The sequence below is a fragment of the Nocardioides insulae DSM 17944 genome, assembly GCF_000422825.1.
GTDB classification, from domain to species: domain Bacteria; phylum Actinomycetota; class Actinomycetes; order Propionibacteriales; family Nocardioidaceae; genus Nocardioides; species Nocardioides insulae.
The window spans coordinates 23,035-36,185 of record NZ_AUGU01000015.1; the positions used below are offsets into that span (position 1 = coordinate 23,035).

Annotated in this window: 12 protein-coding genes; 6 read left to right on the plus strand and 6 right to left on the minus strand. The window is 69.9% G+C overall.

Annotated elements, in window-relative coordinates; translation table 11 throughout:
• The first annotated feature begins 85 nt into the window (after positions 1–85).
• Complete coding sequence (locus G515_RS0106830) at positions 86–1,453, plus strand: cytochrome P450 (protein WP_084653247.1); 1,368 nt, start codon at positions 86–88, stop codon at positions 1,451–1,453.
• A gap of 44 nt (positions 1,454–1,497) precedes the next feature.
• On the opposite strand, the gene G515_RS0106835 is transcribed toward G515_RS0106830, so the two are convergent.
• The gene (locus tag G515_RS0106835; RefSeq protein WP_084653285.1) at positions 1,498–2,454 is read right to left on the minus strand and encodes an acyl-CoA thioesterase; all 957 of its coding nucleotides are present in this window, start codon (positions 2,452–2,454) and stop codon (positions 1,498–1,500) included.
• A gap of 125 nt (positions 2,455–2,579) precedes the next feature.
• Here G515_RS0106835 and G515_RS0106840 point away from each other — a divergent pair, with 125 nt between their 5' ends.
• Positions 2,580–3,797: an MFS transporter gene (locus G515_RS0106840; RefSeq protein WP_028659561.1), complete on the plus strand. Its 1,218-nt coding sequence runs from the start codon at positions 2,580–2,582 to the stop codon at positions 3,795–3,797.
• Between the two features lie 85 nt (positions 3,798–3,882).
• On the opposite strand, the gene G515_RS19935 is transcribed toward G515_RS0106840, so the two are convergent.
• Complete coding sequence (locus G515_RS19935) at positions 3,883–4,992, minus strand: GNAT family N-acetyltransferase (RefSeq protein ID WP_051217968.1); 1,110 nt, start codon at positions 4,990–4,992, stop codon at positions 3,883–3,885.
• 49 nt (positions 4,993–5,041) lie between these two features.
• On the opposite strand from G515_RS19935, the gene trpS reads away from it, so the two are divergent.
• The 4 genes from trpS to G515_RS0106865 are packed head-to-tail and all read left to right on the plus strand — an operon-like array spanning position 5,042 to position 7,986.
• Positions 5,042–6,103 carry a tryptophan--tRNA ligase gene (gene trpS / locus G515_RS0106850; RefSeq protein WP_028659562.1) on the plus strand — a complete coding sequence of 354 codons (1,062 nt, stop codon included), beginning with the start codon at positions 5,042–5,044 and terminating at the stop codon, positions 6,101–6,103.
• 43 nt (positions 6,104–6,146) lie between these two features.
• Positions 6,147–6,683 (plus strand): 2'-5' RNA ligase family protein, encoded by a 537-nt coding sequence (locus tag G515_RS0106855; protein ID WP_028659563.1) that lies wholly within the window; start codon positions 6,147–6,149, stop codon positions 6,681–6,683.
• A complete protein-coding gene (locus G515_RS19940) occupies positions 6,680–7,768 on the plus strand; it encodes a YihY/virulence factor BrkB family protein (protein ID WP_245565274.1) in 1,089 nt (362 codons plus the stop codon). Before G515_RS0106855 ends, G515_RS19940 begins: the two co-directional genes overlap by 4 nt.
• Positions 7,765–7,986: an SCO4848 family membrane protein gene (locus tag G515_RS0106865; RefSeq protein WP_028659564.1), complete on the plus strand. Its 222-nt coding sequence runs from the start codon at positions 7,765–7,767 to the stop codon at positions 7,984–7,986. The genes G515_RS19940 and G515_RS0106865 overlap by 4 nt, the downstream gene beginning before the upstream one ends.
• Before the next feature lie 124 nt (positions 7,987–8,110).
• Here the strand turns inward: G515_RS0106865 and G515_RS0106870 are convergent, their stop codons facing one another.
• From G515_RS0106870 to G515_RS19945, 4 genes are all read right to left on the minus strand, one after another.
• Positions 8,111–8,854 (minus strand): succinate dehydrogenase/fumarate reductase iron-sulfur subunit, encoded by a 744-nt coding sequence (locus tag G515_RS0106870; protein ID WP_028659565.1) that lies wholly within the window; start codon positions 8,852–8,854, stop codon positions 8,111–8,113.
• On the minus strand, positions 8,854–10,908 hold the full coding sequence (locus tag G515_RS0106875; RefSeq protein ID WP_028659566.1) for a fumarate reductase/succinate dehydrogenase flavoprotein subunit: 2,055 nt from the start codon (positions 10,906–10,908) through the stop codon (positions 8,854–8,856). Before G515_RS0106875 ends, G515_RS0106870 begins: the two co-directional genes overlap by 1 nt.
• 9 nt (positions 10,909–10,917) lie before the next feature.
• Positions 10,918–11,628: a succinate dehydrogenase cytochrome b subunit gene (locus G515_RS0106880; protein ID WP_028659567.1), complete on the minus strand. Its 711-nt coding sequence runs from the start codon at positions 11,626–11,628 to the stop codon at positions 10,918–10,920.
• 345 nt (positions 11,629–11,973) lie between these two features.
• Complete coding sequence (locus tag G515_RS19945) at positions 11,974–13,026, minus strand: glycosyltransferase (RefSeq protein ID WP_051217969.1); 1,053 nt, start codon at positions 13,024–13,026, stop codon at positions 11,974–11,976.
• Positions 13,027–13,151: the final 125 nt, after the last annotated feature.

The window sequence follows — 13,151 nt, forward strand, 5'->3', positions numbered from 1 at the left end:
GTCACGAACCCTCCCCGGGAGAGGCTACGGGGGAGTAGCCTCCCGCACGGAGCGGTGTGGCGCCGCTCACACGGAGGTGGGAAGCGTGCACTCAGGTGAGCGGTCGGCCGAGACCGGGGCCTCGGTCCGGGAGATCCCGGACGTACGTCGGGAGGACTCCGGGCTGCCCTGGCTGGGTCGGCTCTTCGACTACGCCCGCGACCCGGTCGCACTGATGCAGCGGCAATGGGAGCACTACGGGCCGGTCGCGCCGTTCAACGCGCTCGGGGGCACCGGAGCGATGTTCCTGGGGCCCGACGCCTGCGCGGAAGTGCTGCAGAACCGGGACAAGGCGTTCGCCAACAAGCCGGCCTGGTCGCGGCTGGTCGGCCCGTTCTTCCACGGCGGGCTGATGCTGATCGACTTCGAGGAGCACCATCGGCACCGCCGGATCATGCAGGAGGCCTTCACCCGCGACCGGTTGGCCGCCTACACCGGCGCGATGCCGCCGGTCATCGCGCGGGGCACCCGGTCATGGGGGAGCGACCCGGAGTTCCCGTCGTACTGGCGACTCAAGCAACTGACCCTCGACATCGCCGCCGACATCTTCATGGGGGGCGCCGCCGAGACCTCCGCCGAGGAGATGGCTCGGGTCAACCGCGCCTTCATCGCCTGCGTCCAGGCCGCGGCCGGGCTGGTGCGCGCCGATGTGCCGTTCACCCGCTGGGGGCGGGCCTTCCGGGGACGTCGTGTCCTCGAGGACTTCCTGCGGCACTACCTACCGGCCAAGCGTGCCCACGCGACCGATGACCTGTTCTCGGTGCTGTGCCACATCGAGACCGACGACGGTGAGCGGTTCAGCGACGAGGACGTCATCAACCACATGATCTTCGTGATGATGGCGGCGCACGACACCTCCACGATCACGACCTCCACGATGATGCAGTTGCTCGGCCAGCATCCGGAGTGGCAGGAGCGGTGTCGTGCGGAGGTGACCGCGCTGCCACCCGAACCCACCCTGGCCGACCTCGATGCCCTGGTCGACCTCGACCTGGTGATGAAGGAGGCCCTGCGTCTGCGCGCCCCGGTGCCGGTGGTGATGCGCTACGCCGTGAGCGACACCGTCGTCCAGGGGGTGCGCATCCCCGCGGGCACCCACGGCATGGTCGCCCTGCAGTGGTCGCAGTTGATGCCCGAACTGTGGAGCGACCCGACCGCCTTCGACCCCGAACGGTTCGCACCGGGGCGGGAGGAACAGCGCTCCCATCGCTTCGCCTGGGCTCCGTTCGGCGGCGGGGTGCACAAGTGCATCGGGCTGCACTTCGCCGGCCTGGAGATCAAGGCGATCATGCACCGGCTGCTGCGCGAGTTCCGCTGGTCGGTGGACCCCGCCTACGTCGCCCCGCTGGACAACCACTCCCTGCCCTTCCCCAAGGACGGCGGACCGGTCGACCTGGTCCGCGTGGCCGGCTGAGCCCGGCTCCACCGATGATGCGCGAGGGCGGGCGGTGCGCTGGGTCAGTCGGGGAGACGGAAGAGCGCCTCCTGGGCGACCTCCGCGACGAGCGCGCCGGCGTCGTCGTACACCCGGCACCGGGCCACGCCGCGACCGGAGCCGGCCCAGGGGGAGTCGTTGACCATCAGGATCCAGCCGTCCACCGGCACCGGCCGGTGGAACCAGACGGCGTGGTCGACGCTCGCGGCTCGTACGTCGATCGCGAAGGTGGAGTACTCGTGCGGCCCCATCACCGGGCGCAGGATGTGCAGGTCGCTGGCGTAGGTGAGCAGTGCCGCGTGCAGTACGGGGTCATCGCCGACCGAGCCGGTGGCCCGCAGCCATACCGGCATCGACTCACCGGGGGCGCTTCGCCGGCCGTGGACGACCTCATCGGCCAGGCCGGGGGTGCGCATCTCGAAGGCGTCGGGTGCCGGCGCGACCGGGTGGACGCCGGGTAGGCCGGCGAGGATCTCGGTGTCGGGCCGGACCGTCTCGGGAGCGGGTACCTCGGGGGCCGGCGCCTGGTGGCTCACGCCGTCCAGCGGCAGCGCGAAGGAGCACGACATCTCCGCGATCGTGCGGCCGTGCTGAACCGCGGAGACCCGACGGTGGGAGAAGGACCGGCCGTCGCGGGTCCGTTCGACATGGAACTCCAGCGGGACCGAAGGGTCGCCCGGGCGCAGGAAGTAGTTGTGCAGGGAGTGGACCGGTCGCTCGGCGGCGACGGTGCGAGCCGCCGCGACGAATGCCTGCGCGGCCACCATCCCGCCGAAGACGTGGTTGACCTCGCCGGCCATCACCGTGTGACCGCCCTGGAAGAGGTCGGGGCCGGCCTGGTCGAGATCGAGGAGGCCGACGACCTCGTCCAGGGTCGTGCCCGACACGGTCGGCGGGCCGGGCTGAGCACCTGACCGGGGGTCGCCCGCGGGTGAGACGGTGGGGGCATGCGCGGGAGCGTCGGGCGAGGGGGCGGTCATGGCGACACCTTCGACCAGCATTCGGCCCCGGGTCAAGATGTGACTGAGCGCTCGTTCAACAGCCACGTGGCCGGACGCACAGCGGTCCTCAGGAATGCGCCTTCGGCGGGACGGGTTTCGCGAGGGTGACACAGACCGATCTCCGCACCCACGACGTCCCAGGGCGCTCCGTGCACACCGCCTGGGCGCTGCTGGCCCTGGCGATGGGCGGCTTCGCGATCGGCACCACCGAGTTCGTGACGATGGGGGTGCTCCCGCAGATCGCGGACGGGATCGACGTGTCGGTGCCGACCGCGGGCCACGTGGTCTCGGCGTACGCCGTCGGCGTGGTCGTCGGCGTGCCGCTGCTCTCCATCTTCGCGGCACATCTGCCACGCAAGGGGCTGCTGCTCGGGTTCATGGGCGCCTACGCGCTGTTCAACGTGCTCAGCGCCCTGGCCCCCTCGTACGGCGTGCTGATGGTCGCCCGCTTCCTCGACGGACTCCCGCACGGGGCCTACTTCGGCATCGCATCCCTGGTCGCGGCCGGCCTGGTCTCGCCGGAGAGACGGGGTCGGGCCGTGGCGAGTGTGATGTTCGGACTCTCGGTCGCCAACCTGGTCGGCGTACCGGTCGCGACCTGGCTGGGCCAGAACCTCGGGTGGCGGGCGACGTACCTCGCCGCCGCCGGGCTCGCCCTGCTCACCGTCGCGCTGGTGGCGGTCTTCGTGCCGCGGGTGCCCGCACGCGAGGGGGCCAGTGGCCGCTCCGAGGCCCGTAGCTTCTTCAGCAACACCCAGGTGTGGCTGACCATGGCCGTGGGCGCGATCGGTTCGGGTGGACTCTTCGCCGTCTACTCCTACATCGGCAAGATCGTGCCGGACGTGGCGGGGCTGAGCGAACAGGCGGTCCCGATGTTCGTGCTCGCCTTCGGCCTCGGCATGGTCGTCGGTACGCCGATCGCGGGCGAGCTGGCCCGGTGGTCGGTGTTCAAGTCGCTCGTCGTCGGGTCGGTCGCAGGGGTCCTCACCATGGTGTTGGTGTGGATCGCGGCGCCGCACGGCTGGTGGCTGTGGCCGGCGATCTTCCTGGTCACCGCGCTCAGCTCCGTGCTCACCATCAACCTGCAGATGCGCCTGATGGACGTGGCCGGCGACGCGGTCACCCTCGGCGCCGCGATGAACCATGCGGCGCTCAACATCGCCAACGCGCTGGGCGCCTGGCTCGGGGGCGTGGTGATCGCGGCCGGCTACGGCTACCGCTCCACCGCGCTGGTCGGCGCGCTGCTGGCCCTGGTCGGCCTGGTCTTCCTGGGCATCAGCGCCCTGGTCGCGCTGCGGCAGCGGTCGGCGTCCAGGGGCTGATCGGGCTCTGGCGGGCCCGGTCGGCGTCGGAGCATCGCCCGGCGGTGGGTCCGGGGCCATGACGTCGGGGCTATCACGTCCTGGGCTATGACGGCGGCGTGAGCTCCCCGGGGAGCAGGTCGTAGAGGACCCCGTCGACCAGGCCGGTGCGGATCGGTACGTCGCGCCGCAGCACCCCCGCCGTACGGAACCCGACCTTCTCCAGGACCCGGCGGGAGGCGGCGTTCTGCTCCGCGGAACGGGCGCGGACCACGGGTGGGGAGAACGCCGCGAAGGTGTGTGCGAGAGCGAGCCGGCACGCCGCGACGGTGAGGCCGCGGCAGCGGGCGTCGGGATGGGTCCAGTAGCCGAGTTCAGGCGCGGATCCGTCGATGCCGCTGAGCCCGAGCGAACCCAGCAGCCGGTCGGTCTCCGGGTCCGTGACCGCCCAGTGCAGGTGCTTGCCGCGCGCATGTCCGAGACGGGCGTCCGCGAGGTAGTCGGTCGCCTCCTGGAGGCGGTAGGGCGCGGGCAGATCGCCCAGCCAGCGCTGCGTCTCCTCCTCCGAGCAGGCCTCCACCACCCGCGGCAGGTCGTGTTCGGAGAGGGCACGCAGCCGCACGCCGCCGCCCTCCAGGACCGGTGGACTCAGCCACGCTGACCGGGGCTCACGCGGGTCTGTGCGGAGCAGGGTGCCGACCCAGGCATCGCGCAGCTCGCCCCGGTGGGGCAGTACCTGGCGCAGGGTCCCCTCGATGGTGAATCCGAGCCGCCAGGCCACCCTGCGGGAGGGCCAGTTGCCCACCTCGGCCCACCACTGGACCGACTCCAGCCCCAAGGCGGCGTACCCCCAGTTCAGCAGCAGGTCGAGGGCGCGGGTGGTGACGCCGCGGCCTCGCACCCAGGGGTGGGCGCCATAGGCGATCTCGCCGCGGACGCCGCCGTGGTGCTTGAGCGAGACGGTGCCGGCGTAGCGACCGTCGTACTCCACCGCGAAGCTCCATTCCTGACCGCGCTCCCAGGCATCGCGCAGGTAGCCGAGGTGGGCCTCGGCCTCGTCCCGGTCGTAGGGGACGGGCACTCCGGTCCAGCGCTGGAACTCCGGATCCCGGCACTGCTCGATCAGGCCCGGGAGGTCCTCGGGCCGGTGCTCGCGCAGGATCACGGGGGGCCCGTCGTCCGGTGACTGGTCGGCGAGGCGTGGCACCGTGGGCATGGGGTCACCCTGCCAGAACGTCGCGCCTGGCCCCTGCGACAATGACCCCATGTCCAGCGCCACCCCTGCCGAGCCCACCGGAGGCAGCGCGCCCGCTGCTCGTCCGCGGGTGCTCTCCGGCATCCAGCCGACCTCCGACACCATCCACCTCGGCAACTACCTGGGTGCGGTGCGGCAGTGGGCGTCGCTGCAGGAGGAGTTCGAGCCGTTCTTCTTCATCGCCAACCAGCACGCGATCACCGTCGAGCACGACCCGAAGAAGCTGTTGGAGCGCACCTACCGATCGGTGGCGCAGCTCCTCGCGGCCGGCGTCGACCCGGCCCGCTCGGCGATCTTCGTGCAGAGCCAGGTGCCGGAGCACTCTCAGCTGGCCTGGGTGCTGGAGTGCCTGACGGGCTTCGGCGAGGCCCGGCGGATGACCCAGTTCAAGGACAAGTCGGCCAAGGTGGGTGAGGGTGCCGTGTCGGTGGGGCTGTTGACCTACCCGATGCTGATGGCCGCCGACATCCTGCTCTACCGCCCGCAGTACGTCCCGGTCGGCGAGGACCAGCGCCAGCACCTCGAGCTCACCCGCGACCTGGCCCAGCGGTTCAACCACCGCTTCAAGAAGACCTTCCGGCTGCCCGAGGCCTACATCCCGAAGTCGACCGCCAAGATCATGGACCTCCAGGAGCCGCGCGCGAAGATGTCGAAGTCGGCCTCCTCGCCCAGCGGTCTCATCGACGTCCTCGACGACCCGAAGATCACCGCGAAGAAGATCCGCTCCGCGGTCACCGACTCCGACACCGTGGTCCGCTTCGACGAGGAGAACAAGCCCGGCATCGCCAACCTGCTGCGCATCCACTCGGCGCTGAGCGGCGAGGAGATCCCCGCCCTCGAGGAGCGGTACGCCGGCCAGGGCTACGGCCAGTTCAAGAAGGACCTCGCCGACGTCGTGGTCGACTTCGTCGCGCCCTTCCGTGAGCGCACCCTGGCCCTGCTCGACGACCGTGCCCACCTCCAGCAGGTGATGGCCAAGGGCGCCGACCAGGCCCGCGCGGTGGCCTCCCGCACCCTGGCCGACGTCTATGACCGGGTCGGCTTCGTGGCGCCGCCGCCGGAGCGGCGTTGACCGGGTAGCCGAGCCCGTGGGAGGGAGCGCTAGGGTCGAGCGCATGGTCAGCAGCCCGGTCACCATCGGCGTCGCGGTGGCGATCCCCGAGCCCTGGGCCACCCGACTTCAGGAGTACCGCCGCTCGGTCGGAGACCACACGGCCGCGATGATCCCGACCCACATCACGCTGGTCCCGCCCACCCCTGTCCCCCCGGACGCGCTCGAGACGATCGAGCCCCACCTGGAGTCGGCAGCGCAGGGCACGGCGGGGTTCGCGGTCCATCTGCGCGGCACCGGCACCTTCCGCCCGGTCTCCGAGGTCGTCTTCGTGGCGGTGGCCGAGGGCATCTCCTCCTTCGAGCAACTGGCCGGCCGGGTACGACGCGGGCCGCTGGCCCAGGAGCTCAACTTCCCCTACCACCCGCACGTCACGATCGCTCACGACCTGCCGTCCTCGGCGCTCGACCGCGCCTTCGAGGAGCTCGCCGACTTCGAGTGCCGCTTCGACGTGGGGGAGTTCCATCTCTACGTCCACGAGGACGGCTCCGGATGGCGCCCCTCCCGCACGTTCGCACTGCAGGCACCGAGCGGGAGGTGAGCGTGCCGGGAGCCGAGGACTCTCCGCGCGGCCGCCTGGCCAGGGCGCGGGAGCGCAGCCCCCTGCTCGACCGGATCGTCCGGACCCAGCAGCACTACGGCAAGGTCCTCGCCGCCCAGCAGGCCGGGGCGATGACCTACTTCGGGTTCCTCTCGATCTTCCCCGTCCTCGCGCTGGCGGTGTTCGTGGTCGGCCAGGTCGCCAAGGTGTACGACGAGGCCGACCAGTCCCTGCTGACCGACGCCATCAACAGCGTGCTGCCCGGGCTGATCGGCGAGGGCAGCAACCAGATCTCACTCAGCTCGGTGGAGAGCTTCTCGGGCTGGGCCGGCGTGATCGGTCTGCTGGGTGTGCTCTACGCCGGACTGGGCTGGCTGTCCAGTCTCCGCAACGCGCTGGGCGTGGTGTTCGTGCAGCCGGTCGCGGAGCGACCCAACTTCGTGATCGGGAAGCTGCGCGACCTGGTCGCTCTGGCGGTGCTCGGCCTGATCCTGGTGGTCGCGGTCGGCGCGACCGGCGTCGTCCGCGGCTGGAGCTCCGAACTCCTCTCGTGGGTCGGGCTCTCCGACGACCTCGGCTGGTTGCTGACCCTGATCAGCCTGGTGCTGGGGCTGCTCGCCAACGCCCTTCTCTTCTTCGCCCTCTTCCAGTTGCCGGCCGGCGTCGATCTGCCCCGCCGGGCGCAGTGGGAGGGCGCCGCTCTGGGCGCCGTCGCGTTCGAGGTGCTCAAGCAGATCTCCGAGCCGCTGCTCGCCCTCACCAGCGAATCGGCCGCCTTCCAGGTGTTCGGGATCGCGCTGATCATGCTGGTGTGGATCAACTACGCCTCCCGGGCGATCCTGTATGCCGCCGCGTTCGTCGAGGTCTCACCCGAGGTGCGGGCCCGGCAGGACGCCGAGCGGCGGGCCGCGGAGCAGACCGCCGAGGCGGAGGCTCTGGAGGAGGCACGTCGTACCGCGGGGGAGCGGGCCGCCCGGGGGCACGCTCCCAGCCCGTTGTCCGCCGGTGTGCTGGGGGCCGCCGCGACCCTCGGCGTCCTCGCCCTCTGGCGCAGACTCAACAACCAGTCGAAAGGCACCTCATGAACGACAAGAAGCTCGGCCGACTCCTCCTCGGGGTCTCGCTGTGGAACTTCCTCACCTGGACCATGTTCGCCAGGAACCTCAACCGCTCCAGGCGGTCCGGAGAGCAGCGCCCCGCCGGCTACTGGATCTCCCACACCGTGTTGATCGTGGTCAACCTGTTCCTGGGCGGCCTGCTCGGGGCGACCGGCTTCAAGTCGGTGCGCTCGGGGCGCGGCTGACCCGGCGCCTCCCGAAATCACAGAACGGGCCGCTCCCCTCGGGGAGCGGCCCGTTCTGCGGTGCTGCTGGGGGCGGCGTCCTGGGACCTGGGTCCCGCCGCCCTGTCGAGGCGTCAGGCCAGGCTCAGAAGCCGTGCACCATCGCGGTACGCAGGTCCTTGTTGAGCTGGGAGATCACGTCGAGCGGGATGCCCTTGGGGCAGGCGGCCGTGCACTCGCCGATGTTGGTGCAGCCACCGAAGCCCTCGTGGTCGTGCTGGGCGACCATGCCCACCACTCGGGAGTACCGCTCCGGCTGGCCCTGGGGCAGGTCACCGAGGTGGGTGATCTTGGCGCCCATGAACAGGGAGGCCGAACCGTTCGGGCAGGCGGCCACACAGGCGCCGCAGCCGATACAGGTGGCGGCGTTGAAGGCATGCATCGCCTTGTCACGCGGAGCCGGGACGGAGTTGGCCTCCGGCGCCGAACCGGTGTTGGCGGAGATGTAGCCGCCGGACTGGATGATGCGGTCGAACGCGCTGCGGTCGACGATCAGGTCCTTGATCACCGGGAAGGTGCTGGCGCGCCACGGCTCGATGGTGATCGTGTCGCCGTCCTTGAACGAGCGCATGTGCAGCTGGCAGGTGGTGGTGACCTCCGGGCCGTGGGCCTGGCCGTTGATCATCAACGAGCACATGCCGCAGATGCCTTCGCGGCAGTCGGAGTCGAAGGCCACGGGCTCCTCGCCCTTGGTGACCAGCTCCTCGTTGAGGAGGTCGAGCATCTCGAGGAAGCTCATGTCCTCCGACACCCCACCCAGCTGGTAGGTGTGGATGCCGCCCGGAGCGGAGGAACTCGCCTGCCGCCAGATCTTGAGAGTCAGATTCATTACTTGTAGCTCCGAGCCTTCATCTTGGTGGCGGTGTAGATCAGGTCTTCCTTGTGCAGGACCGGCGAGCCGTCCTCGCCGCCCCATTCCCAGGCAGCGACGTAGGCGAACTCGTCGTCGTGACGCAGCGCCTCGCCGTCCTCGGTCTGCGACTCGCCGCGGAAGTGGCCGCCGCAGGACTCGCGGCGGTTGAGCGCGTCGATGCACATGAGCTCACCGAGCTCGATGAAGTCCGCGACCCGGTTGGCCTTCTCCAGGTCCTGGTTGAGGGAGTCGGCCGAGCCGAGGACCTTGACGTTGGTCCAGAACTCCTTCTTGAGCTCGCGGATCAGGCCGATCGCTTCGGTCAGCCCCTCCTTCGTGCGCTCCATCCCGCAGTACTCCCACATGATGTGGCCGAGTTCCTTGTGGATGGACTCCACCGAGCGCTCACCGTTGATCGACATCAGCTGGTCGACGCGCTCCGTGACGGAGGTCAGCGCCTCCTGCACGGCCGGGTGGGAGTCATCGAGCTTCTCGAAGGGACCGTCGGCGAGGTAGTCGGCGATGGTGTTCGGCAGCACGAAGTAGCCATCGGCCAGACCCTGCATCAGCGCGGAGGCGCCGAGGCGGTTCGCGCCGTGGTCGGAGAAGTTGGCCTCGCCGGTGACGAACAGGCCGGTGATGTTGGACTGCAGTTCGTAGTCGACCCACAGGCCGCCCATCACGTAGTGCACGGCCGGGTAGATCCGCATCGGGACCTGGTAGGGGTCCTCACCCGTGATCCGCTGGTACATGTCGAGGAGGTTGTCGTACTTCTCCTCGACCTTGTCGCGGCCCAGACGGGCGATCGCGTCGGCGAGGTCGAGGTAGACGCCGCGACGCATCAGGGTCGTGGTGCCGTCCTTCTGCTTCTCCTCGACCTGGGGTCCGACTCCTCGGCCGTCGTCGCACATGTACTTCGCGGCCCGGGAGGCGATGTCGCGCGTGACCAGGTTCCCGTACGACGGGTACATCCGCTCCAGGAAGTAGTCGCGATCCTCTACCGGGATGTCGCGGGGGTCCTTGTCGCAGTCCTCGGCCTTCTTGGGCACCCAGACCCGGCCGTCGTTACGCAACGACTCCGACATCAGGGTGAGCTTGGACTGGTGGGCGCCGGTGACCGGGATGCAGGTCGGGTGGATCTGGGTGTAGCACGGGTTCGCCATATAGGCGCCCTTGCGGTGGGCCCGCCAGGCCGCCATCACGTTCGACCCCATCGCATTGGTGGAGAGGTAGAAGACGTTGCCGTACCCGCCCGTGGCGAGGACGACGACATCGGCGAGGTGGGTCTCGATCTCACCGGTGACCATGTTGCGCGCGACGATGCCGCGGGCGCGACCGTCGACGAGGATCAGGTCGAGCATCTCGTGGCGGGTGAAGGCCTCGACGGTGCCGGCCGCGACCTGGCGCTCCATCGCCTGGTAGGCCCCGAGCAGGAGCTGCTGCCCGGTCTGGCCACGCGCGTAGAACGTCCGCGAGACGAGCACGCCACCGAAGGAGCGGTTGTCCAGCAGGCCGCCGTACTCACGGGCGAACGGGACGCCCTGTGCGACGCACTGGTCGATGATGTTGGTCGAGACCTCTGCGAGGCGGTAGACGTTCGACTCGCGGGCCCGGAAGTCGCCGCCCTTCACGGTGTCGTAGAAGAGGCGGTAGTCCGAGTCACCGTCGGACTTGTAGTTCTTCGAGGCGTTGATCCCGCCCTGGGCGGCGATCGAGTGCGCCCGACGGGGCGAGTCCTGGTAGCAGAAGGACTTCACGTTGTAGCCGGCCTCGCCGAGGGTGGCGGCCGCGGCGCCGCCGGCCAGGCCGGTGCCGACGATGATGATGTCGAGCTTGCGGCGGTTGGCCGGGTTGACCAGGCGGTTCTCGAACTTGCGCGTGGTCCAGCGCTGCTCGATCTGACCCGTCGGCGCCTTCGGGTCGACCAGCTTGTCCCCGAGGGTGTAGTAGCCCGCGGCGTCATCGGAGGTCTGGACCGACGGTTCGTTGGTGGGCTCGAGCCCCGGGTAGTACGTGGTGGTGTCAGCCATGTTCAGTCCTTAATCAATCACGCCGAAGAGAACGGCCAGGGGCACCAGCGAGAAACCGCCGGCGATGACGATGGCGATGACCCAACCAGCGATCTTCGCCTTCGCCCGCGCCGAGGCGGAGTTCACCCAGCCGAGCGTCTGCAGGGCGGAGTAGGTGCCGTGGTGCAGGTGGAACCCGAGCGCCAGCATCGCGACGAGGTAGATGAGGGTCATCCACCACAGGTCGAAGCTCGACACCATCAGCCGGTAGGGGTTCTCGGTGATGTCGGCGGACTGGTCGCCGGCCGGGTTGATCTTGACGATCGTGAAGTTCAGCAGGTGCCAGATCAAGAAGACGAAGAGCGTCAGCCCGCCCCAGCGCATCGTGCGCGAGGAGAGTGAGGACGCGTTGTTCCGCTTGACCTGGTACTTGACCGGCCGCTGCGCGCGGGCGCGGCGCATCAGAGCGACCGCAGACCCGACGTGCGCGACCAGGCTGACCAGCAGCACGATCCGGATGATCCAGAGCAGACCGTTCTCCGGCAGCATCGGCTCGCCGAAGATGCGCAGGTGGTGGGCGTACTCGTTGAACGCCACCTCACCGCTGAAGGCCTTGAGGTTGCCGTACATGTGTACGAGCACAAAAAGAACGAAGACGATGCCGCTGGCCGCCATCAGCAGCTTCAGGGCGATCGTCGAGCGCGTCGCGCGCGCTCCACTGACGAGAGACGTGGTTGCCACGATCCGCCACGGTACTCGCCTCAGGAGTCATCCGGGCACTCGGGTCCGCGCAGGGTCGTGTGACGTAGCTCCGGTTAGTACACCCTAACCAGACCCTAGTGTGGTGGGCTGGCGACGTCGAGAGTCCCGCTCCCGGAATGTCCGGAACCAACATTACCGACCGGTAGTCCCAGCGCTCGGATCGCGGCCCGGGATGCGGTGTCCGATGTGTCACGGCCCTCGCCTGTTGACGTGGGTCGCGCGATGGTCTCCGACTCCTGCCGGGCGCCGTCGGTGGGTTCAGGCCGGGGGCTGATCGGCCCGGGGGAGTGGTCGGAGCGGGCGCACGTTTCACAACGGTTCTGGTCAGAACGGTCGGGCGAAGAGCGAGGTGTGGTGTCCTCGGGACAGTTCGTCCACCGCGTCGGCCCAGGTGCGCTCGAGTGCCAACGCTCGTCCGCGGGCGCCGAGCAGGTGGCGCTGGGCGTCGGCCGCGACCGAGGTGACCGCCGAGATCAACCCGTCCGATGCCCCGGGGTGGTAGAGCAGCCCGGACTCGAGATGGGAGACGACGTCCCGGGCGCCGCCGGAACGTGGGGCGACCACAGGTACGCCGCTCGCCGCCGCCTCCCGGAGGACATGGCAGCAGGTCTCGTGCTCGCCGGTGTGGACCAGGACGTCGAGTGAGGCCAGCGCCACGGCCAGGTCGCCGGTGCCGAGCGGGCCGAGGAACCGGGCCTCCGGCAACCGGGACTCCAGCCAGGTGCGCTGGGGACCCTCACCGATCACCACTGGCCGGATCCCCGGCACGCGGGCGAGTTCGGCCAGGCGGCGGACGCCGTGCTGCCGGCGCAGGCCGCCGGCGTACCCGACCACCACCTGGGGGCCGCGACGCGAACGTGCCCGGGCCCAGCGGTCGTGCAGCCAGGGATCCCGGAGTGCGGGCGTGAAGCAGGCCGGATCGACGCCGGGGAGCCATAGCCCGGCCGGGACGCCCAGGCGGGCCAGGCCGGCGCGCATCCAACGGGCGGTCACCAGCAGCGTGTCCGCCTGTTCGGCGACCCTCCGCCGCCACAGGTCGGCCTGGGTCGTCGGGACAGGGGAGTGCTGCACCGCCACGGTGCGGAGTCCCAACCGGCGGGCGTGTAGGAGTGCTCGCCGGCCCACCCGCCCGGGGTCGGTCACATGCACGATGTCGGGTGCGAAGAGGGCCAGCGCGTCGCGCACCTGTGCCCCGGGCTTGCTCAGCGGGCTGATCCGCACCACGGGTGCGCGCCGGTAGGAGCGCAGCCCGGGGGCGGGCGCCACGATCGCCAGGTCGTGGCCGGTGTCGATCAGCCGGTCGGCCATCGCCTTGACCGTGGTCGTGGTGCCGTTGACGGTGGGGTAGAAGGCGTCGGTCACCAGCGCGATCCGCATGCGGTCACCCTCACCTGTCCTCGTGACCCGACCATGACCTCCGGACGATCGATATGTGTCCGAAGCATGAACATCACCCCCTCCACCTCCTCCTCATCGAGTTGGGCCTCGTGGCTTGTTGAGTT

Coding starts and splice junctions, on each gene's coding strand:
- G515_RS0106835 (WP_084653285.1), bottom strand. CDS start 2,454: ATGACCGCCCCCTCGCCCGACGCTCCCGCGCATGCCCCCACCGTCTCA.
- G515_RS19935 (WP_051217968.1), bottom strand. CDS start 4,992: ATGCCCACGGTGCCACGCCTCGCCGACCAGTCACCGGACGACGGGCCC.
- trpS (WP_028659562.1), top strand. CDS start 5,042: ATGTCCAGCGCCACCCCTGCCGAGCCCACCGGAGGCAGCGCGCCCGCT.
- G515_RS0106855 (WP_028659563.1), top strand. CDS start 6,147: ATGGTCAGCAGCCCGGTCACCATCGGCGTCGCGGTGGCGATCCCCGAG.
- G515_RS0106865 (WP_028659564.1), top strand. CDS start 7,765: ATGAACGACAAGAAGCTCGGCCGACTCCTCCTCGGGGTCTCGCTGTGG.
- G515_RS0106870 (WP_028659565.1), bottom strand. CDS start 8,854: ATGAATCTGACTCTCAAGATCTGGCGGCAGGCGAGTTCCTCCGCTCCG.
- G515_RS0106875 (WP_028659566.1), bottom strand. CDS start 10,908: ATGGCTGACACCACCACGTACTACCCGGGGCTCGAGCCCACCAACGAA.
- G515_RS19945 (WP_051217969.1), bottom strand. CDS start 13,026: ATGCGGATCGCGCTGGTGACCGACGCCTTCTACCCCACCGTCAACGGC.